Origin of the sequence: Acinetobacter sp. ANC 4973 (assembly GCF_002135275.1) — a bacterium.
Classification (GTDB): domain Bacteria; phylum Pseudomonadota; class Gammaproteobacteria; order Pseudomonadales; family Moraxellaceae; genus Acinetobacter; species Acinetobacter kyonggiensis.
Genome location: NZ_NEGM01000009.1, coordinates 1 through 22,413, shown reverse-complemented (window position 1 = coordinate 22,413; position 22,413 = coordinate 1). Strand labels below are relative to the sequence as shown.

Below are 22,413 nucleotides of genomic sequence, written 5' to 3'. Positions count from 1 at the left end.
AATGCTAAAGATGCCCTAACTCCAATGAGTAACCCTTTAAAGGAAATCCAACTCGTTCTTTATCTTTCTGGTTACTCAACTGGGCGTGTTGGGTCATATCTGCTGATGTGTTTTTTGTGATAAAATCTTGCGCTATTGAAAATTCTTGAATTAAGCAAAGCCAGCTTATTTTGCTATATCCAAAATGATCGCCCAATGCATTGATATATTCATCAATGGCCTTTGCTAAAGTGATATTGATCACATCTGCGCTGCCTAATAGAATATCTGAATTTTCTTCGATTTCATCCTCATGATTTGTAAGCCGTTTTTGAACATGTCACATTGAACTCAACATTTTACTTTCTTTGACGTTGATAATCCCGTTCCGATTTATTCTAATTTCGGCTTAAAAACGTATTGTTCCATCTGCTAATTTGCATTGTGAAGTTGCCCCATAATTTAGGCCTTATTCTTTATCAGAATCGATAATAGTGTAAATTTTAAAGACTATGGTGCGAAATGAAGCGTAAAAAATCGAAATCAGTCAAAATATGTAACACTGTAAAGGTATGATTTTTAATATGAATATTAACAACCCCGTTGAAAACATGAAAGAACCTCGCATCAGTGTTGCACCGATGATGGATTGGACACATAAATAAAATTAAAACATTATTATCAACAACTTAATTCAATATAAAAATATTGTGGCGTAAAATTGGTGTAGAAAAATCGAAAGTAAATTTTTTAAACATTTATTCGTGCAAATTATAACACCTCTTCCTATCTATTAATTACTCATAATTTAGTTTCAACTCATGGATTCTCTATATCAATCTTTATTGCCCACTATATATCTTGAAACAATTTACTTTCTATTTTTTTAACCAAAAACTATGTTTATTTCTATTTTTAAAACCAAAAACTATGTATGCTATTAGGTAAATGACAATTTAGTAGATCTAACTTTATGCAACCATTATATTTAACAATAGATGATCCACTTCACGCTCAGAATAGAATAAAAGAAATTTTTGGGTTTGATTCGAAAATCTTGCTTGGAGTTATAGAAGATAGTTTTTCAGCACGTAATGAAACAACAAACAATCATCCTAAAATTTATGGTGGTTATAGAAATTTTGCTGAAGGAACAGCTTTTTTAAGAGAACGTTTGTTATCAATGGGTTATTTAAAATATACCCAAGGAAACTCTGAATGGGTTCGTAATGAAAAGCTCGGAATTCTAATTAGTTTTATGACGGGAAATGCATGTGTTGGATTGAAAGGACAAGTTCCGTCTAATACAGAGAGTTTGAGAACTGAAAAAGTTGCTCGAAACCGAAACCCTAAGGGAAGCATGTTTTCAAGAATCGCCAATGCTCAATTACATGGCGATATGCTAACAACGCACTCTACTACGGATACTTGGTGTTGGGTACTAATGTATTATATTGATTATAAAAATAAAATAATTAGAAGTGAGCTGTCATGTCCATCAAAACTCACTGAAAACGGTAAATTTTTTACAGAATACCATGAAAGAATTATTTTAAAAGAAATCAGTTTCGATCCCGAGTCTGAATTTGATACTATTCTTTCCCCTGCACCAACTCCCGCGCCAATTGATTTTGAAATCAAGCGCAAGAATGCTTAAGAGGCAATACTATGTTCAATATGGGTCGTTTCGATCTCGCTCGTCAACGCCGTGGTTTGACTAAGAGAGAATTGGCTCATCGATTAGAAGTAACCGATAGAACTGTTTCAAATTGGTACAACAACCAAGAAGTTGATGAAAAAATTTTAGAAAAAGCTGCTGAAATTCTTGATTTTCCAATCAACTTCTTTTACGGACGTGAAGTAGAAAAGATTCAAGTTGAATCTGTAAGCTTCAGGGCCCTCACTAAGATGACAGCTAGAAAAAGGGATATGGCAATTAGCCAAACTATTTTAGCTGAAATGATTAGTGATTGGATTGATCAAAACTTTGAATTGCCACTTCCTAACGTACCTGATTTACATGAATTAAGAAGTGATTTTTCAACTGCGACTATTGGTTCATTGGATGAGGCCGACGAAAATGATGTTAGATATTATCTTGAATATTCTTATCCTGAGGCATGTGCTGATACAGTAAGAAAAGCTTGGGGATTAGGCGAACAACCTATTCCCAATCTGATTGCACTTTTGGAATCTAAAGGTATTCGTGTTTTCTCTCTCACTGATGAAGCACAAGATGTAGATGCTTGTTGTAGATGGACAAGTGGCCGTCCTTTTATTTTTTTAAATACTTCCAGAACTGCTGAAAGGTGTAGATTTGACTTAGCTCACGAGCTAGGCCATTTAGTTATGCACAAACATGGGATAATTGAAGGAATTCACGTAGAACAAGAAGCAAATGCTTTTGCTTCTGCATTTCTAATGCCACGCAGAAGCTTACTAGCACATCCTTTACGGATTCCATCCTTAAAAAGTATTTTGTCCAAAAAAGAAATATGGCAAGTTTCTGCTGCTGCTTTAACCTATCGTTATAATAAGTTGGGGATTATTACTGACTGGAATGCCACAAGTATCTATAAACAATTAGCCCAAAGAGGACGAAATAATGAGCCTAATCCCATCCCTCATGAATCATCTCTTTTGTTAGATAAAGTGTTCCAAGCTTTAGCCCAAGAAAACTTTGATTTATCTAAACTGACAAATGATTTATGTCTCAATCTAGTAGAGGTTAATAATCTTACTTTCAACTTAATCTCTAAATACCAAAATTTAGAGGCATTACGGCGTCGAAGTGAGTTAACAGTTTTGGATTAAAACAAATTTAAAAGAGAACATTTAAAGTTCTCTTTTTTTTCTTTAAGTACATGCTAGTTTCTGTAGGATTGAAACATTTGTACAGCCAAAATAAGCAATCAGGCTAGTTAGTAGTCCAAGCATTCGATAACTGCTCAGCCTGCTTCATGACCAGCTCAATCGCCTCAGCCGCTTTATCTGGTGGGTACTTCCAACGCTGCAAGGTACGACGAACCAAAATTTTCAGCTGAGCACGAACACTATCCCGAACCTGCCAGTCCACAGTTGTTGATTTCCGTAGCTTCTCTGTAATTTCACGTGCAATCTGCTTAAGCGTATCGTCCCCAAGCTCTCTGACCGCACTTTCATTATTCGCTAAGGCATCATAGAAAGCGATTTCATCTGGATTCAAACCAAGTGCAGCTTCACGCTGCATTTCTGCCTGAAACTCTTTCGCCATTTGAATGAGTTCTTCAATAACCTGAGAAGTTTCAATTGCTCGGTTATTGTATTTTTTCAAGGTTTCCTGCAAACGGTCAGAGAAGCGTTTTTCCTGTACCACATTGTTTCGCGTTTTTGACTTAATACCATCATTCAATAACTTTTCCAGCAATTCAACTGCCAAGTTACGGTATGGCATTTGTCGTACATCTTCCAAAAATTCATCCGATAGCAAACCAATATTCGGTTTATCTAAACCACACATCGCAAAGACATCTGTTACCCCATCAGCAATGACAGCATTATCCAGAATCTGTTTTAGCGTACTGTCCTTTTCAGCTTGCGACAGTTTACGATCCACAGAGGTATGCTTGCTAATGACTGCTTTAATGGCTGAGTAAAAGGCAATTTCTTTATGCAAGTTCTTTGCTTCATCCAAAGTACTGCATAAAGAGAAAGCTTTATTAATTGCCAAAACTAAATCAAGGAAACGCTTTTTACCATCTTTCAAGCTCAGCACATAGTTAGCTACGGGAATAATGAGTTTATGTGCTTGGGTTTCATAAGCACTTATATCCATGCCTACCTGTTCATTGGTTTTGGCAAACATTCCCCTTATCGCATCCATCTTTTCAGCAAGAACCGCATACGCTTCTTCTGCACGTAAGGTCGGCTCTCCTTTACCTTTAGCATCGGTATAGGTTTTTAAAGCCTGCTTCAATTCATTGGCAATGCCGATATAGTCAACAACTAGTCCACCTTGCTTATCTTTAAAGACTCGGTTCACGCGTGCAATGGCCTGCATGAGGTTGTGACCTTTCATTGGTTTGTCGATATACATGGTATGCGTACAAGGCGCATCAAAACCTGTGAGCCACATATCGCGCACGATCACTAACTGCAAAGGATCTTTGACATCCTTAAAGCGTTTCTCAAGACGCTTTTTAACCTGCTTGTTGTGAATGTGCGGTTGTAGCAAAGGCTTGTCTGAGGCTGACCCCGTCATGACTACTTTAATTTTTCCCTTTTCAGGGTCAGGATCATGCCAGTCTGGACGTAAGACAACAATCTCATTGTAGAGATGAACACAGATCTCACGACTCATGCTGACAATCATGCCTTTACCCGCAGTAGCTTCGGTACGGGCTTCAAAGTGTGCGACTAAATCCGCAGCAATCTGTTTCAGGCGTGGTGTGGCACCCACCAGTTTTTCTAGTCGGCTCCACTCACTCTTGGTCTTTTCTCGGTTACCAACATCTTCTTCATCTTCTACAACTTCATCGACTTGATCAGATAACTCTTCAATTTCAGCCTGATTGATATCCAGCTTTGCCAAACGTGATTCGTAGTAGATCGGAACGGTTGCACCATCATCGACGGCATCCTGAATGTCATAGATGGAAACATAATCACCAAAGACAGCTCGGGTGTCTTTATCTTCACTCGAAATAGGGGTTCCAGTAAAGCCAATAAAAGCAGCATTCTTTAAAGCATCGCGCATGTGCTTGGCATAGCCGAACTTGTACGTACCATCGTTACCTAGTTTTGCTTTCAGACCATATTGGCTACGATGTGCTTCATCCGACATGACCACAATATTGTGGCGACCATTCAGTAATGGATGCTCACTCTCACCTTCCAGTAATGCAAACTTTTGTACCGTGGTAAAAATAATCCCGCCAGACTCACGCTCGGCTAAAAGCTGTCTCAGCTCATCGCGGTTATTGGCTTGTACTGGAGTTTGTTTTAACAGTTCTTGAGCATTGCTAAAGGTTTCAAAGAGCTGTCCATCCAAGTCATTACGATCGGTCACGATCAACAAGGTTGGGTTGTGCATGGCAGGCTGCTGTAATAGCTTGCCTGCATAACAGCACATCGAGATACTTTTACCCGAACCTTGGGTATGCCAAACAACACCTGCTTTTTTATCTCCAGTTGGATTGGCTGCTGCAATGGTGGCTTGTACTGCTTCCCTGACCGCATGGAACTGATGATAGCCTGCGATTTTCTTAATGGTCTTTTCGCCATCTGTTTCAAACAAAACAAAGAAGCGGATGTAATCCAGAAACAATTCTCGGTCAAAGAAGCCTCGAATAACAGTTTCAAGCTCCCACTCTAAAACCGGCTTATCATCTTCATTCTTAATGGTACGCCACGGTAAAAAGCGTTCCTGATTCGCCGTAAATGAACCCACGCGGGCTGTAACACCATCACTGACCACCAAAGCTTCATTAAAGACAAAGAGGTCAGAGATTTCTTCTTTGTAGGTTTGCAGCTGGTTAAAGGCATCCCAGATATCCGCATTTTCATCGGTTGGGCTTTTTAGCTCCAATACTGCAAAGGGAATACCATTAATAAAGCAAATGATGTCAGGGCGTCGTGGCTGCTTCCGACCTATAATGGTAAATTGATTGACCGCAACAAAACGGTTTTGCTGCACATGGTTGAAGTCCACCAAGAAGGCATGGTCATGTACCCAGTCATCCTGTTTCTTATATGTGACAGGTACACCTTCCAATAACATACGGTGGAAGGCACGGTTATTGGTCACCAAGTCCAGACTTTCAGGTTTGCTCAGTTTCAGTAAAACTTGTTCAAAACAGCTCGCAGGAAGGTGCGGATTCAAGCGTTCAAAAGCGGCCTGAACGTCAGCTTCCAATAAAATCTGTTTATAGTCTTTGCGTAGGGGATTACTGCTGTCGGGTGCAATATCAATACCATGAACGACTTCCCAACCATTTTCAGTGAACCAATCAAGACAAAGATTTTCAAGTTGTGTTTCGTTCATGGTTTGTTTAATCCTTTCTTATAACTTATTTCTACTAGAAGCCTTATAATTTTCTGCTTGACCATCAATTAACTCTAAACGATAGCGACGTCGATCTAATACCTCTAAAAAACCCATTTCATATCCACTTTTAACGAATATTTTACCATTTTGAATATCTAAAGAAACGCCAGTATGTCTGCACAATAGCTCTAAACGTCCTTGATTAATATTTTGGGTTTCAGCCTGAGACTTAATCGATGCAATATATCTAGCAGCACGAGGTCGCTGTTCCGCATATGTCTGTAAACTTGTAAAATCAACATATGTAAGATCAGCTGCAATTGATGCAATATTCATTGGAACAGCTTGTAATATTGCTTCTTGTAACTTTCCAGCAAACTCAAATGCACTTGGTCTGATCATGTAAATATTAGTATTATCAATTAGAAGATCAAAATCTGTATCCAATTTAAATATTTTATCCTCTACTATTTTCAAACTATCATCACAAATCCTAACTAATTTATTTTTCAAAACACCCTTAAACTGGATTGCTCTACGTAAAGCAGTCAATTTTTTACCTGACTGATCAGTGAATCTAGCAAAATAGCAAAATATCTCTGTTGTATTATCGAGAGCATGGGAATTTATTGTTATATTTGTTGCCTCATGCAAGCCTTTCATTGTTTGAGCTAATTCATTGGATAAAGGTAAATATAAATATTCAATCCCAGCATGTTTTTCAGATGGCTGATAAATATTAAGATTTGAACTATGATTCTGCATTATATCTAAAGTATTAGAGACCATTTCTAGTAATGCAGTTTGTACAGTAATATCTATCGGTACTACTTCAAAACATTGTTGATTATTAGGTTCAACTTCTCTGCCTACACCAAATTCAATACACGTTACATTATTTAAATCAAAATCCAGCGCCACAATTATATCTCCAGAAAAACTGTATTACTTAACCGATAAGCTATTATCGAGTCCCCTTTTGAAACTATAGCTCTCTTTGTTATCAATACTTGAGGAACTTTCCCACTTACAGAATTATTATCGTCTATTGGACAAATTGTAAAAATTCGATAGCCCACGATTGCAAAAATTATATTCATGTAATGTAAGTTCAAATGTAAAAATAAAAAAAGCACAAAAAACAAAGCTACTACAGTTGTCCAAACATCTCGCATACTTTCCATATCGACAGAGTAGAATGGTAACAAAGTTGCAAACAGATAGACCAAAATATGATCCTTATGATCGTCCGCTGTCCCAACGGAAATTGTCCGCTTATCATTGTTCTTCTTAGCTACTGAAATTCTACGCAATAAAAAGAAATTTGGAATAATAACAAATAAAGCACAAATAGATATTAGATATAAATCTGTAACTTTGTCATTTCCCCTTAGTGCCCATAGAATAAATAATGGTGAAAAACTACTTAACACCATCATTACACGTATGAATCCTAGAGTTTCAATTCTACTATTTATCATCTTTAAACCTCACTAATTAGGTTAAAACCTCCAACTCACCCGACAACAATTTTGGCAATAAAGTATCTCTGACATCAATTAAGGATTTTGTATTAAAGCTATTCAACTTAATACGTTGATCATACTTATTTATTGTTTTAGCAAATAAATCTATCAACTCATTTATTGGCTCAATAAATGAAATATTTTTTAGATCATTCTGGTTAATTGAACCAAATACTGTACCTTCCCCATTAAACACATCAAACTTACTTTGTAGGGCTTTTAAACAATAATACGAATAAGAAAAGCTACCGCTTCTGTGACTTAATGCAGATAAACCACGCCCTATACAACACTCTTCCATTGCAACATTCATATCACCTACTGGCGCACGAACACTCATTAAAATGTCATTCTCTTTTGCAACTCTTTTAGGATCGGTGGTATACAATCTAGGAGTTGGATAACGCCAACCAAATTCAGCTCGCCCTTGAAAAAATAATTTTCCATGTTTATTTCCATTATAAGTATCACCTTTTGGTGACTGCCCCATAACAACATTAAATCTTTCACCAATAGTCGAAACCTCCCACCCATTCGGCACTTCCCCTAATTCACTCTCCACCAACTCATCTGGAAACAGTGCAGCAGTCACTTGTAACTCTGCAAAATCTTCTTTTGCCATTTGCTGAAGCTCTACTTCGCTTTTACCACTAATGACACACATCGCAGCAAGCTCAGAATCTTTTCCTTCTTGCTTAGCTGCAATTTTGGCACGGACAGGGTCAAAGGCGATAAACCAGCTTTTAAAAATAGCTTGAGCGATAGATTCTAAGGTTTCGTTGATTTGGTTATTTAGTTCAATTTTTAAATCAATTTTTTTTAAAATATTACCAATCTTAACTTGAACTTCTTTAGATGGGATATCGAACTCTCTAACATAAACAGCTGCTCGAGTAGTTGAAGGTATTGGTGAGCCATCATCAATTTCACCAAGTTTGTGATATTTTATAGCATAGTAAAGCCAATTTAGATCAAGATCAGTCTTTGGTACAACATAATACGCAGTATCAATCACATAAAAATCTTTCTCTGAAAATTTTACTCCTCGATATGCTCCTTTCCTACCCAGAATAATTCCCGGCCCTTTGCATAAAGGCTTATCAGTCCAACCTATTGGCCCATTACTTCCAAAAACCTGATATTTTCCATTAGAATTTCGATAGCCTTTTAAACTTTTCCCATACTCTAATGAAATCTCATCTCCCCAAGTTGATGTACGATATGAATTCACTTTTGAGCTCCTTGCATTATCAGCTCTAAACCCTTTTTAATGGCCCAATAACCACGTGTTCCACCGACACGTTCAAGCCAACCCGCATCTTTTAAGTGGTTTAGATGCTTTTTCACTGCTGACTCATTAATACCAAGTTGCTCCGCCATGTAGCGATAGGAAACTTTCGGGTTCTGTTGAATTAAAACTAAAATCTCTTTTTGACGATCTGTCAACATAGTTTCTTGGATTGAGCCACCTATTGAGCCACCCATTGAGCCACCTATTTGCTCAGTCGAAGGGCGGTAAAACTCCCAATCGACAAAATCACCTTGTGCTTTCAGTTGAGGTTCAACATTGCCTGCCTGTAAACAAAGATCTTTGATCCGGGCAATCCCACTGCCCCACTGCTCGATATAACCCAGCTCTTTAAACACACGAGCCAAGACACGATTACGGATCTCGGAACGACCTTGCGCCAAATCCTCTTCAGTCAGACCATTGGGCAAGCCACCCGGCGATACAATATTCAGGATGTCATCATAGATGCCGACCTTAATATCACGCCCTGCATTACTATAGTCACGATGCAATACCGCATTGACCAATGCTTCACGAATTGCAGGAATTGGAATTTCAAAACTTTCGGTACGCTGTAACCCTAAAATTTCAACCCGTAGATGCAGATGATTTTTGATGAATTGTTCGGTCTGCTTCAGCTGGCTAAACAGGTCTCCACGGTATTCTTTCTTGTCCAGAAACACCGTCATGGTAGTGCCTTTAAAACGGCTGCATTTAATCTCAACCTGCTCATAAAGCCCCAGTAAAATCAACAAGCCATGACTTGGGTAGTCCTGTCCGTTCTGCTGAATGACCAACTTGAGATTCCGCATCTTCTGCAAAGATAGTTCTTTGCCCACCTCAGCAAAGGCTTGCCGTAAAGGCTGTAAATCTATGTCATCTAAACTGTATTGTGGATTCGGCTGTTCATCAAAGGTCCGATTTAAGCGTTGTAGCTCAAGTTGCTGAATATATTCAGGCGATGCAACACGATTGCTTGCACCTAAACGGATATACGTTCCCAGTGCCTTGCCTTGCGGCTTGAGATAATAAGGCAATAATGAACCACGGCTGACTTCAATCACCAGTAACTCAATGCCTTGGATATTTTCAATATAAATATAAGGCAAAATGTTCGGTATACAGAGTTCATTGATCATCGAAGTGATCTGATCTTGCAGCTCAAAAATATCTCCTTGGATACCTATGAGCTGGCGATCATCACTCACACCAACCACCAATTTACCGCCACTGGTATTGGCAAAAGCAATCAGGGTCTTTGCAACCTGTTGCCCTTTCGGTAACTGCTCTTTAAATTCCAGAGTTTGACTTTCACCCTTCTGAATTTGCAGTAATAAAGACTGATCAGAACTCATAGCCCAAACCCTTTAAGTTCTTTTTAATCTCACTTTCCAAAACAGCACTTTCAGAAAATTGCTCTTTTAGTTGGGCAGTCAAACGTAGCATTTTTTCAGTGAATGGCTCGCCATCATCTTCCTGCTCTACTGCACCAACATAACGTCCCGGAGTCAGTACGTAGTCGTGCTTCTGAATATGTTTGAGCTCAGCAGAGAAACAGAAACCTTTCTCATCCTGATACGCTTTGCCTTCAAAATTTTCGCCTTGTTGCCAAGCATGTAAAGCATTGGTGATTTTGGCGATATCAGCATCGGTAAAGTCACGCAGTACGCGATCTTTCATATAGCCCAAATTGCGTGCATCGATGAACAGAGTCTTGCCTTCACGATTGGCTTTCTTTTTATCTAAAGACAAACCGTTCTTTTTGTCCTTGGTTAGAAACCAGATACAGGCTGGAATTTGCGTGTTGGTAAATAGTTGTCCCGGTAATGCAACAATACATTCCACCAGATCCGCTTCGATCAAGTTTTTACGGATCTCACCTTCATTGTTGGTATTGGAACTCATCGAGCCATTGGCAAGTAACAATGCCATACTGCCTGTAGGTGATAGATGGTGCAGCATGTGCTGCATCCAAGCAAAGTTGGCATTGCCTTGTGGCGGTGTACCATATTTCCAGCGCACATCACTTTCTAGAGAAGCATGCCACCAGTCCTTGATGTTAAAAGGTGGGTTAGCCATGACAAAATCGGCACGCAAGTCTGGATGCTGATCATCTAGAAAGCTGTCAGCATTTTTCTTACCGAAATTAAAATCAATCCCGCGAATCGCCATGTTCATGGCTGCTAATTTCCATGTGGTCGGGTTGCTTTCCTGACCATAGATAGAGATATGCTTTTTCTGCTCAGAAGCTTTGTAGTGCTTTTCCTGTGCGTGTTGTTCAATAAACTTTTCACTGGATACAAAGAATCCGCCTGAACCCATTGCTGGGTCATATACTCGACCTTTATAAGGCTGCAACATTTCAACGATTAAAGTTACAATGCTTTTAGGCGTGTAGTACTGTCCACCCTGCTTGCCTTCAGCCAAAGCAAACTGTCCTAAAAAATATTCGTAGACATGTCCAAGAATATCTTTACTGTGCAGACTGAGTTTTTCACCATTATATTCAGGCTTGGTAAAACTGGTGTCAGAGAAGGTATTGATCAGATCAAGTAGCTTGTCATTGTCCAGCTGGTACTGACCAATGCGATTCAGGATACCTTTAAGCTTTGGATTGGCTTTTTCAATTTCATCTAAAGCATTGTCAATCAGCCATGATACTGAACGCAGTTTGACATCTGTACCTTGTTCATCCTGCCAAATGATTGAGCCAATTGGTAAAGCGGCTGCATCACGGATATTTGACCAGCGGCCTGCTTTTGGCACCCAAAACACGTTTTTTTCTTGGTAGTAATCCAGTATTTCTAGTTCGTCAGCAATAGCCTGTTGGTATTCTTCTTCGCTGTCGTACTGATCACGTGGCATGTAATAGATATTGTGGTCTTCTTGTTGAGCAAATAAATCCTTGAGTTCAGACTGACGTTCATCGAAAGCATCGGAGACGTACTTTAAGAAAATCAATCCTAAAACAATATGCTTGTAGTTAGCGGCATCCAGACTGCTGCGTAATTTATCGGCGGCTTTCCAAAGCTTGTCATCTAAGTCATTTAGAAATTTTTGTTCCAATGAATTCATTTTATTTCCTCAATCCAAGATCAACCGCTTTGGTTTTATACTTAATGTTAAACAATGTTGCTAAGTTAGCATATCTACGACCTATTAAAAGTCATGCACTTAACAAAAAAATAAAGATTAATTAAACCTTGTCATTTTAACGGGATAACTATAGATAAAATAGTACTTTGACAACTCCCACGACTAATACTGTCGTAAAAAAAGAGCAACCTAAAAAGCTGCTCTTTTCCAACCAATCGATTAGTTGACTGGTCTGACTGATTGCTGCAATCCCTGCTGAATATTCTGCACAAACTCTTCAGGCGAAGCTTGTTGCTCCACCGCCCAGTTCTGTTCTTGTTCAGGGTAGTATTCCTCCAGCACGTCTAAACCTTCCCCATCATTCATCTCAAAATTGGCATTGGCAAAACCTTGCCGTGCCACAAAATCCACTGCTTCCTGATAAAACCCTGCTTCCTTACTCTGCTGATCAATTTCCTTGGCTGTACGAATCGCCTCATTCAAACTCACTCCATCCTTTAAGGTTAGATCTACGTAATACACTGGCTGACGATAACTCTGCGTGGTCGATTTCCCACGTAATGTCAGTTGCAATGGTAAACAAGACAACAATCCGCCTGAAGCCGCGTTGTAGTAAGACAACCGAGCTGCCAAAGTCCGGATACTGTTAAAGCCTGTAGTTCTAAAGATAAATGTCCCTAGCTCATCTGCATCATCTAAATTGACATGTAATCGACCATAGGGTTTGCAATGTCCTCCCTGAGCCAATGGACACAAATCGGGTGATGGGCATGGATATTGCTCGACCCCTTGGTTGGTCAGCCTTCGACAGGTTTGTCCATCCCCAACACAAACTGGGCGACCTGTCTGGCGATCAAACAAGCTGTACTCTGCTCTGAGATTCAATTCAGGATCATTAAAAATCATCCGTACGGGTATGGTTCTGAGTTTTTGACTGGCAGCTTTAGCTCGAAGTTGCTCATCTAAGGGATGTTTGACCCAACCTTCCTTATTCTGGATTTGGCTGGTAATAGTAAATTGATCATCTTTTTCAGGCAGACGCTTGCCATTCTTTTCAATGATGCGACCAATGCTGATACGCCCCAAAATAGGTGGCGTGATTGCTAAACCTTTAATCATAGTGATGTCCTCTATTGATTTATTTTTGAAAGTTGAAATGTCAAAATAAAAATCCCATGCACTCAGGCATGGGATCTTGGTTTGGTTTTTAAGTGGAATACTTAGGCTAAAGCGACAGGTCTTAATCGGTATAGATTTGAAAGCGCCGTGTACCTGCTTTGTTTTGGGGAAATTGTTGTAACATTTCAGGATGGAGTTTCAGTAGAGCTTTACTATCCAAACTAACCGAGTCCTTGGCTTTCTTCCATGTCACCGATCCTGCTTGAAAGGTCGCTCGTTCCGCCTGTTTCATTAAGGCTTGTATTTGATGTTTAATTTGATCAAATGACTGCTGTTGAACATCAATTTCTTGCTTGGTTTTAAGCAGTTTATTAAACAGTAGATTTGCCGTGTCATCCTGACTGAGGTCTTCCACAGTCAATGGAACATGCTCAGGATAAAGTTGTTGTAAGGCTTTGGCTGCGGACTCACTGGCATCGACAGATGGAGGTACATCCTTTTTCACACAATCCCAGAAATAACGTTCAGCATTGATGATGTGTTCTATCACCGATTCAGAACGAGTGACTTTATAAATCTTGGTTTCATGACCACACAAGAGAACACAGACATGTGCTGCCTGTTTTCCTGTCACAGCCAATTGATGCTGTACTTGGCAAAGCACGTATAAAGGCACGCCATCACGCCACAACTTTGCACCGTACTCACCTGCGGTTTTACATTCCAAAATTTGGACGTCATCACTACCCACCACGGCATAATCCAGATTAGCCAACATAAAAAACTTATCCGGATCAGGATGCTGCAATACAGCATTGACCCGTCTAACCTTATGATTGGTGTGCATACTGTAGTATTCCGCCACCAGTGGCTCTAACTGCTTCCCCCAATATAAAGGTGCAACGCCTTTACTCTCGTCTTCAAGGTTCTGCTGTACACGTCCGGTCTTAGTCAGCCATAGTTCTAACATCGACATATAGGGATTCAGTCCACAGGCGGTTGCGGCATCACTGCTGCCAATGCCTTGTTTACGGACTTCTAGCCATTCTTGGTACTGCATATTTTTGGTATTGGCTAAACGCTTGGCTGTAACTGTTCTTTTAGCTACCGTATTCGATTTATTCATCTCATTCGGAATTGGGAGATGAGAGAGTTGATGGGTATTCATCTGTGCAATCTGATTCATGGTCTTATCCTTATAAATGGCTGAGGCTGTAAAAATTTGCGGCATAAAAAAAACCACATCCGAAGATGTGGCAAAAGGGGTCTGAAAAAACTACGTAATAATAAAGTTGCTATGTTGTTCAATATAAGCTCAAAGCTTAGATTAAATGACCATTGTTAATGCTTGCTCTAAACCACGTTGTTTCAAATTTGCACCTGCTCCAAACCACGCTGAATCAAGACGGTGATCAGTACTCATGGCACGACGTTCATGGTCGGCAAACTCGGTGATGGAGCAGAGTAAGCCATAAGCAGTATCTTTAGCAGAAGAAAGCGTTGCACCTCGACCTTGACCGTTAAACATAATCATAGCTTTACTCATAGCACGTCCATTCGGCTCAGACTTTTCTTTCGTTGGATTTGGATTGGCAACATTACGATAGAACTGAATGATGTTCTCCTCCTGATCGGTAACACTCATGCTGGTATTATTAAACACTGCATCAAAGAAAGCCGCTGCTTCACCTTGAGTCACTTTACGTTGACTGAGTTGTTTCATCTCATACATGTGCTCATCCCATGCACGAACCGAGACACCCAATTGTTGTTTGACTTTATCCGCATCAAACTTCGTACTGTGTGGCACTTTAACTACACCAGCACTGCCACTCTGTCCACGCAAAGCGATGGCTAAAGTGTTATTACATACGACGCGGATATTAGTGAATTGTGCCGTGGTGGCAAGGCTTCCGTCACAGGCGGTTGCCAATAAAATATAGCCATTACTAACATCTTTGCCTTTAAGTGCTGTGCTTTGTCCTGTTCGTGCAAGTGCCCAGAACTTCTTGCCACCTTTCAGCACACCTGCGGTTTCTAATTCAAAGCCTGATTGTTCAGTCAGATCACGGTAAAACTCTAAAATCTGTTTGGGTTGAACTTCCTGATAGCGTTGACTGACCACGGATAAAGGTGCATGGGTATCTGAACGATACAGCACGCGCTGTTCCTCATAAGGCATGATGATGCTTTGCCCTCGTTCATTTTGTGCCATATAGCTGACATTGGAGGATTCGATACGCCAGTCCATACCTGCCTGCTGTGCCCAGACTTCAATCGGTTGATTTTGTGTCAATTGATTGCCTAAACCATGCCAAGGGGTTTGTCCCACGTAAGCCATGTTGTCGATTAAATGTGCCATAGGAATATCCTTTTTAGCTTTGAACTAAATGTGTTCAAATTTCAATTTTGTGTATAAAAAAAGGCTTGCTGAAGGAGCAAGCCAAAGTGTTTAAAACTCAAATTTGATTTAAGTTTGTTGCTTCATATAGATGTTATATATCTGAATTTATTTGCATCGCATGAAATTCAAACACTTTTCAAATCCCTCAATTGACTAAAACCTTGCTCACCTTTATCCTTGACTTACTGACCTACATTGTCAGTCGGTTTTAGCAGACCGTTTCCTAAGCTCATTAAAAGATCCCATCTTTTGGTGTGAGTACTCGTGCTCCCTCTGCGGTAGAACGGGAGGGGGACACCTTCGGGTGTGCTGATTCTTAGGTTCAGTCTGCTAACCCTCTTTCGTTCTGCCACCAATTATTTAGCAGTAATCGGCAGAACTTCTTTACCTAAGGAGTAGTCGATCATGACTCAGCATTATTTATCTGTATTATTCCCCCTAAAGCCTGTCTGGGCCATTCCCTTGCCTTAGGCATAATTCATCGTTTTTAATTCAGCAGACATTCCATCTAAAGACTGATTCGTCCTTTGGATAGGACAGCTATGTCTTTTTTATACTGTCCTGCTGTAGCAATGAACCTTTTCACAATAAGCAAAAACAATAATTTCGGGGGAATAATGAAAATTCCAGCGTCAATTCTAATCATCAGTTGCGCACTACTCTCCATGGGTTGTGCCAGTAAAACTGAGCGTGAATTTCTTGGGGGCTGTCAGTCCACAGGAATGGATCGTTCGGTGTGTAAGTGTGTCTATAAAAAGCTTGAAGACAAATATGGAGAGGAGCGTTTTAAAAGCAATCTTTACACCCTAAGTCAGACTGAATCATTTCAAAATGACATGGTACAAAGCAGTCTTCAATGTATTCAGGAATAACTCATGCGTGTGATTGCAAGCATTATTGCGGTAATCGTGATTGTGGCATTTCTAGGCTTACCGTTTATAGGTTTTATGATTTTACTCGGTCTATTCATGTTGCTGGTTAATTTTGCTGTAGGTGGGGATAAAAAATGAATTCAAATATTAAAACAGCTTTAGTAAGTATCTATCTGGTAATCGGCTTGTTGTTTGCGCTCTACCAACACTTTTGGGGGCAGTACAGCTATAAGCCTTTTATGTTCAATGTCGGTCAAGGACTGGTTTGGCCAGCAATGCTGTTTCCATCGGTGGGTAAATTAATTGGTGGAATCCTGATTATTTTATTTATTGGTGCATTAACACTGCGTTCTAAATAATTCGTTTTACTCAAACTATATGGATAATCACAATGATCAAAAGAAAATTAAGTTGTTCTATCATACTAACAGGCTTATTGCTCAGTAGCTCTGTATTTGCTCAACAGTGCGGTGATAACCAACCGTCTACAGCACCGAATAGCCGTTATCAGATTTTAAATTCAGGTCAGGAAGTGAAAGATCTCAAAACTGGTTTAATTTGGCAACGTTGTTTGGTCGGTGAGCAATGGAATGGCAGAGCTTGTACAGGTGAAATTCAAAAGTTTTCAAATGCAGATGCTCATACTTATGTTGCTCAACATGCAAAGGGCTGGCGCGTACCAAGCATCAATGAGCTATTAACGCTCCATAGTGGATGCTGGCAGTTAGCGATCAACACCAATGCTTTTCCACCTAATCCTGCGCGCTATGATAAATATGATACGTTAAGAAGCAGTACTAAATTTGCCCCAACCCCACATGAAGCTAAAACATTGAAAGACTTTAAATATGACAAAATGGAATGGTATTGGGCATTTGAAACTGCTTATGGGGAAAAGAATTATTTGTCATATGACTTGCCGATGCGTTTAATACGTAGGTGATTTATTTCAGAACAATCTTTTAAATCACAGCCCAAGCGAAATAGGTTCTTTTATTGATGAGAAACTTAACGCTTTGTTCTAAATAGTTTAGGTAATTAGATTCAAGGAAAGACAGATGAAAAAATTAATGATTACCCCTTTATTAGCAATATCAACCTTTGCAACCGCTGGCATGCCTTCACTTACATTTGAAGGCAAAAAAATAACGGTGGAAGATACTCGGGCCTCTTTAATTAAAAAACTGGGTAAGCCCACAAGTGGAGATGTAAGCTATAGCTATTGGGAAAAACCAAACTACTCAATCAGTGCAAGCTATGACCAATATGGTCTAAAAAATTTCGGCATTAGCCAGCTTCGCACTACTCCATCAGCAAATTTTATTCAGGTTCATAACACAAAATTTTATCTCGGGAAAAACACTTTAAAATCAGTAGTGGCTCAGTTAAAGCGCGGCTGTTTTGATGTATTAGACACTAAATTTAATTCAAATTATTCATTCATTGTCCGTGATGGCGCGGAAGGTGAAATCAACGTTGGATTAACGGCGGAGTATGTAAACAACAGTAAGACTGCTTCTTTGAATAAACCGATTCATGGCATTGTATTAAGTTACGATGAGCTTGATACCAGTGAAGGTTGTAATTACTAACTTAATCAAAAAAATAAGGGAAAGTTCAAAGTCTTCCCTTATTTTCAAATTTTAATACATTAAGCTAACTTATTGCCTTAACACTTTACCTACGCTCACCATATAGCATTTGCTCAAACTTAAGTGCCATATCATTTCTCCCTTAGATCATCAGTTAAAATTTCGTTGACAGTTATGACAATGGAAATAGCTAACTGGCTGTTGTTGTCTTGGGGGTTGGATAAAACTATCAATCAAACCGCCAATCACTGCACCTGCAAGCCCACCCAATAATGGAGAAAGTGGTGTAGGGAAGCTTTTGGAAATGGTTGCACCAATTCCAGCACCAGCTACAGAGGAAAAACTGTTACCACCTGAAGGTTGTGTTGTTTCACGGCTCACGTTTTCAGAATAGCAATAAGGACATGTAATATTCATAAGATATACCTCTAGAAATGAAAAAGGCTTACCGTCTGATAAGCCTTTGAATGCGTAAATAAACATTCACTGTTCATGTAGATGATGTATATCTGAAATTATTTGCAATCCACGATTCTTCCCTACCCAGACTATCTACCCCGCAATTGCCCTTTACTAAACTCTCTCATATCGGGCAATTTTCCTCTTAGATACTGATCATCCTTTTCAGGTCTAGCCAAATAACTGATAGTCGCCTGTGCATGATTAACTTTGTTCTGATCCTCTCGTGGAATCATACCAATGCCTAATGTACCTTCCTGTTTATAGCGCTGCTTATGTTTACTCTGATTACAGTTGTAAAACTCACCCTCTCCATTGGTAATCTTCTCTTGCCATAACTCCCCAATCTCCTGTCCTAAATAACCATCATTACGATGAAGAGAGCCGTTATAAATGATGAGCAAATGACAGTGATAGCCTCTAGATTTACCCCCTTGTTCAAGGCGATAGGCATAGCCGACTTGATCTTTAAAGATGGTGTCTTTGTTCTGTACCCGACTGATCAGTTTTTCAATATTTTGATTAAACTGTTTCATACTTGGATGTTTTTCAGAGGAGTAGTGTAAATCCACACGCACCAATAGGAGCTTACGATGTCGCTCTACAAGCGCTGCAAAGTATTCTTCTAAGTTTCCCTGATTACGTCGATTGTTCCGTTTAAAGCCTTGAATAAACTTTTTCTGTGCTTCCTTAATTTCAGACTGAAACTCTTGAAATACAGCACGGTTATTAAAAATTTCTTCATCCCTGAGTCTGATCTTTTCAGGCAGCAAATCAAAGTAAGCCTGAATCAGGGGAATGTATTCCCTGTATGAGTGATAGATAGCTCTGGCTTCATGCATCAGTTCTGCATGATCAGATTTAAAGTTTATCCAATGATATGTTTTCTGAATCACTGCCTTCATCAGGTTTTCAATAGCGAGTAAGGTTTGTGGTTCGTTCATTGATGTCTTCCTATGGTGATTAATTCCATAGGAGTGACTGATCTGTTTTTTTTAACTTTGAAGTGACTAGGTTATTTTTTTCAATAAAATACCTTCATCATTTTGAGGATGATGAAGGTTAGTAAGTTGTTTAAGTACTTAATAAATAATATATATTATCCTAGCAAGAATATATCAAACATAGACCGTAAGTATAGTAACTAAGCTACAATTTCTACTTCTATAGCAAATAGGGAAAATCTTAAGAATTCCCCTATTTTTATAGAGAATTGTGAAGCGTGAGTTAAGTGCAAAATTAGTACTTCATTTCGTCATTTTCTTTCGATAGATGTTCACTCAGTAATTGATTTTTTTCTGAAACTTTATCTTCATTTTGTTGAGATATCTCTATTTTCAGATTGATCAATACTACTTGGTTTATTCCACTGAAGGTTCAGCCTCTGGTAAGTTATCATTACCCTGTTGTGCTTCAGTTACCTTTTGGCCTTTCTTTATATTCGATGCACGCACCCTGCCTAAAATTAAACAATCCTTTCTAGGTAGATATTTAAGATCTTTATCTTCGACCAAAATCAGAGGGCAATAAGCATAAAATATCGAAATTTTTTCGATCAATTTATGCTGAATTTTTCGTCGCCCTTTATAGAGGGTAATATACTCATGATTTAATTGAGTCTCTGTTTTGACTACATTAGCAGAGATTGCCCTTAATTTTCTCTTCCTAAAAACATTAAATGGATTCGTTTTATCACCTTCTTTTTTATCTTCACCTTCTTTTTCTTTTTCACTAGATTTCTTAATTTGCTCATCTTTATTGATTACATAGTTTTCCCAATATTCAATCACAGCATTAATTAAAGATTTTGGGGCAATATCAATACTTTCATCAAACAAAAAAAACAGTGTTGCATCAATATAGTGATTTTTTTTGTTAGGAACATATGTCCCCACATGACCAAGTAACTTCAAACCTTCTGTGTGACGCCGTTTCAAATTTTCAATGTATTCTCTAAACATTTCATCAAAAACTTTTGCTGTAGCTTTTTCATTATCAAATTGATCACAGCTAAAAATCAACCTAACGATAACAACATTATTTTCAAGTATTTGTTTGATATAATTTTTTATTCTAATTTCCGTGTGTGCTGCTTTCTTGAAAAATACTCTTTCCTTTTTCAGAACTGGCAATAAGCGATCTTGCTTGTAGCTTTTTAAATCATTTTCAACAAAGTCCACCTCATCTATCTTATACCTAGAAAAAATATTCTTGAAGTTTTTAAGTAATGTGACTGCTTCAGTTTTTAACTTTGTGGGAAATAAAAGGTGATTTGAGTACTTAATCATTTGCGATACTAAAAGCACTTGCCTGATGGGTAGAGACAATTTGCTAAACGTGGGCTTTACTTCAAAATTTTTTTCAGCTTGCTTAGATGGAAATCCATGATACCAATCATCGTACATCAACCAAGTAATAAACTTTTCTGCTTGAATCAGTTTTTCGATATATTTCTCTGTCGAAATCCTTTCTTCAATATTTTTCCCTGTCTTGAGCAAACCCTCTACAATAGCTTCCTCCTGAATCTTAGATTTTATTTCTCCAGAAACAACCTTTAAACTAAAATGTTGCTGATACAAATACGTAATAATTTTTAAGCGATGCAAACCTTCTGAAGATATATCCGTCAAAGGGAAGTATTTTATTGATTTTTCAATAATTTCTGATGTTAGTAAATCTTCTAAATACTCTTTTTTCCCTTCCATCCTCAAATCAATCTGCAATCTGTCTGATCGTCTTGTTGGCTTTTTATCTACCGTATAGTTTTTTTCCTCGTAATACTCAAAATCATTTAAGAAAAGCGATCTTTGCAATACGATATTATCGAACTCTGTTACTTTATCTGTTTGTAATATAAAAACACTGGATAAGAAATACGTTAGGAACTTATCACGAAAATTTTCCTTTTGTTTATCAGTCCTTAATTCACCTATAAACTTTTCCGCTGGATATACCTTTTGGATCATTTCCTGCCGATTAATGACTTGTACGGCATAGCTTTCAACAGAACCAACTATTGAATGAACTTGTCGCTTGTAATAATCAAAAATATCTTGTGGGTTGCTATAGTTTTTTGTTTTATAGATTAATAGAAAGGAAAGCAAAACTCTTTTTCTATTAAGAATATGTGTATGATTCACCCTCATTAACACACCATCATCTTTCAAAACTACATAACTCAATCTATCTAAAAAACTTTTTAGATAGCTAGTAGACATGCTTTCCGAATCAGGTTCTAGTGATTTGAACTGACTTGGCAGAATAATATCAAATACACAAGTTCCAAATTTTCTCTTTTTTAAGTCATTATAGCTTTCCATCAAAAGTCTATAGATTTCATTTTGATCCTGAATATCACTTAAAGTTTCACTCTTGATTTTATATTGGGTAACAACTTCTGGCTCATGTTCAGATTTTATTTCTTCAAGTTGTTGAACTCTTTGTTGATATGCGTTGACAAAATCAAAGACTTTTTCAAGATTAACTTCTCTCTTACCTCCAAACTGTATTGACAAAATTTGATCAAACTTCTCTTGCTTTCGACACTCACGAACAAAGCCCAAAAAAAATGAAATACGGGAATCCCAATGAAAAAAATCATGAAAGTTTGCAAATGCAAAATTTAGTTTTGCATCATTAAAAAAAAGTAACTCTTGATAAAAATCGGTGATCTCTTGAATTTTCTTTTTATCCTTCGCCATTTTCGCATTTTCATAATCGGTACGTTTATAAAAAGAACCATTCTCAATTTTACCAAGCACCTTATGCACGTTTTCCAAAGTGACAATCGTCTCATGATAAATAGCCACATCTGTATTTTTTCGCAACGTATATTCATCAGGTACTTCTATAGAAAACTTCTCTTTTAAATAAGCAAACATCTGCTCAAAAAACTCATCATCATTTCCCCACCATAGTTTCATCACCATCACAATTCCTTGTTATATGCTTAAAAATATAAATTATTGATACTGTATATTTTAAAAAATTAACTGAAAGCCTTATTTAAAGATATATATAAAAAATTAATATAATTTCTATACCTTAAAT

General features: G+C 38.3%; 20 protein-coding genes. 7 read left to right on the top strand and 13 right to left on the bottom strand.

Features of this window, described 5'->3' with window-relative positions; translation table 11 throughout:
* Positions 1 to 4: 4 nt before the first annotated feature.
* Positions 5 to 244 carry a hypothetical protein gene (locus B9T30_RS11800; protein WP_086185163.1) on the bottom strand — a complete coding sequence of 80 codons (240 nt, stop codon included), beginning with the start codon at positions 242 to 244 and terminating at the stop codon, positions 5 to 7.
* 708 nt (positions 245 to 952) lie between these two features.
* Between B9T30_RS11800 and B9T30_RS11795 the strand changes: the two genes are divergently transcribed.
* A complete protein-coding gene (locus tag B9T30_RS11795) occupies positions 953 to 1,636 on the top strand; it encodes a hypothetical protein (protein ID WP_086185162.1) in 684 nt (227 codons plus the stop codon).
* 11 nt (positions 1,637 to 1,647) lie between these two features.
* Complete coding sequence (locus B9T30_RS11790) at positions 1,648 to 2,793, top strand: helix-turn-helix domain-containing protein (RefSeq protein ID WP_086185161.1); 1,146 nt, start codon at positions 1,648 to 1,650, stop codon at positions 2,791 to 2,793.
* 103 nt (positions 2,794 to 2,896) lie between these two features.
* Here B9T30_RS11790 and B9T30_RS11785 read toward each other — a convergent pair whose 3' ends face one another.
* From B9T30_RS11785 to B9T30_RS11745, 9 genes are all read right to left on the bottom strand, one after another.
* On the bottom strand, positions 2,897 to 6,001 hold the full coding sequence (locus B9T30_RS11785; protein ID WP_086185160.1) for a type I restriction endonuclease subunit R: 3,105 nt from the start codon (positions 5,999 to 6,001) through the stop codon (positions 2,897 to 2,899).
* An 18-nt stretch (positions 6,002 to 6,019) separates the two neighbouring features.
* On the bottom strand, positions 6,020 to 6,925 hold the full coding sequence (locus tag B9T30_RS11780; RefSeq protein ID WP_086185159.1) for a Kiwa anti-phage protein KwaB-like domain-containing protein: 906 nt from the start codon (positions 6,923 to 6,925) through the stop codon (positions 6,020 to 6,022).
* 2 nt (positions 6,926 to 6,927) lie between these two features.
* On the bottom strand, positions 6,928 to 7,443 hold the full coding sequence (locus B9T30_RS11775; RefSeq protein ID WP_227518972.1) for a hypothetical protein: 516 nt from the start codon (positions 7,441 to 7,443) through the stop codon (positions 6,928 to 6,930).
* A 58-nt stretch (positions 7,444 to 7,501) separates the two neighbouring features.
* Positions 7,502 to 8,761, bottom strand: a complete 1,260-nt coding sequence (locus tag B9T30_RS11770; protein WP_086185157.1) for a restriction endonuclease subunit S — start codon at positions 8,759 to 8,761, stop codon at positions 7,502 to 7,504.
* On the bottom strand, positions 8,758 to 10,176 hold the full coding sequence (locus tag B9T30_RS11765) for a helix-turn-helix domain-containing protein (protein WP_086185156.1): 1,419 nt from the start codon (positions 10,174 to 10,176) through the stop codon (positions 8,758 to 8,760). The genes B9T30_RS11770 and B9T30_RS11765 overlap by 4 nt, the downstream gene beginning before the upstream one ends.
* Positions 10,166 to 11,896 (bottom strand): type I restriction-modification system subunit M, encoded by a 1,731-nt coding sequence (locus tag B9T30_RS11760; protein WP_086185155.1) that lies wholly within the window; start codon positions 11,894 to 11,896, stop codon positions 10,166 to 10,168. Before B9T30_RS11760 ends, B9T30_RS11765 begins: the two co-directional genes overlap by 11 nt.
* A 240-nt stretch (positions 11,897 to 12,136) precedes the next feature.
* Positions 12,137 to 13,036, bottom strand: coding sequence for a hydrolase or metal-binding protein (locus tag B9T30_RS11755; protein ID WP_086185154.1), 900 nt, complete (start codon positions 13,034 to 13,036; stop codon positions 12,137 to 12,139).
* Positions 13,037 to 13,157: 121 nt separating this feature from the next.
* The gene (locus B9T30_RS11750; RefSeq protein ID WP_086185153.1) at positions 13,158 to 14,222 is read right to left on the bottom strand and encodes a YqaJ viral recombinase family protein; all 1,065 of its coding nucleotides are present in this window, start codon (positions 14,220 to 14,222) and stop codon (positions 13,158 to 13,160) included.
* A 141-nt stretch (positions 14,223 to 14,363) separates the two neighbouring features.
* Positions 14,364 to 15,398 carry a DUF932 domain-containing protein gene (locus B9T30_RS11745; protein WP_086185152.1) on the bottom strand — a complete coding sequence of 345 codons (1,035 nt, stop codon included), beginning with the start codon at positions 15,396 to 15,398 and terminating at the stop codon, positions 14,364 to 14,366.
* A 659-nt stretch (positions 15,399 to 16,057) separates the two neighbouring features.
* On the opposite strand from B9T30_RS11745, the gene B9T30_RS11735 reads away from it, so the two are divergent.
* From B9T30_RS11735 to B9T30_RS11720, 5 genes are all read left to right on the top strand, one after another.
* Positions 16,058 to 16,312 carry a hypothetical protein gene (locus B9T30_RS11735; protein WP_086185252.1) on the top strand — a complete coding sequence of 85 codons (255 nt, stop codon included), beginning with the start codon at positions 16,058 to 16,060 and terminating at the stop codon, positions 16,310 to 16,312.
* Positions 16,313 to 16,315: 3 nt separating this feature from the next.
* Positions 16,316 to 16,450: a hypothetical protein gene (locus B9T30_RS16810; RefSeq protein WP_264754383.1), complete on the top strand. Its 135-nt coding sequence runs from the start codon at positions 16,316 to 16,318 to the stop codon at positions 16,448 to 16,450.
* Entirely contained in the window at positions 16,447 to 16,671 is a 225-nt protein-coding gene (locus B9T30_RS11730; protein WP_086185151.1) for a hypothetical protein, read from the top strand. Before B9T30_RS16810 ends, B9T30_RS11730 begins: the two co-directional genes overlap by 4 nt.
* Before the next feature lie 32 nt (positions 16,672 to 16,703).
* Positions 16,704 to 17,255 (top strand): DUF1566 domain-containing protein, encoded by a 552-nt coding sequence (locus B9T30_RS11725; protein ID WP_086185150.1) that lies wholly within the window; start codon positions 16,704 to 16,706, stop codon positions 17,253 to 17,255.
* 115 nt (positions 17,256 to 17,370) lie between these two features.
* A complete protein-coding gene (locus B9T30_RS11720) occupies positions 17,371 to 17,904 on the top strand; it encodes a hypothetical protein (protein WP_086185149.1) in 534 nt (177 codons plus the stop codon).
* 150 nt (positions 17,905 to 18,054) lie between these two features.
* Here the strand turns inward: B9T30_RS11720 and B9T30_RS11715 are convergent, their stop codons facing one another.
* The 3 genes from B9T30_RS11715 to B9T30_RS11705 form a co-directional block, all read right to left on the bottom strand.
* Positions 18,055 to 18,321: a hypothetical protein gene (locus tag B9T30_RS11715; protein ID WP_086185251.1), complete on the bottom strand. Its 267-nt coding sequence runs from the start codon at positions 18,319 to 18,321 to the stop codon at positions 18,055 to 18,057.
* A 131-nt stretch (positions 18,322 to 18,452) separates the two neighbouring features.
* A complete protein-coding gene (locus tag B9T30_RS11710; protein WP_086185148.1) occupies positions 18,453 to 19,307 on the bottom strand; it encodes an inovirus-type Gp2 protein in 855 nt (284 codons plus the stop codon).
* Positions 19,308 to 19,724: 417 nt separating this feature from the next.
* Positions 19,725 to 22,292 carry a hypothetical protein gene (locus B9T30_RS11705; RefSeq protein WP_086185147.1) on the bottom strand — a complete coding sequence of 856 codons (2,568 nt, stop codon included), beginning with the start codon at positions 22,290 to 22,292 and terminating at the stop codon, positions 19,725 to 19,727.
* Positions 22,293 to 22,413 lie beyond the last annotated feature (121 nt).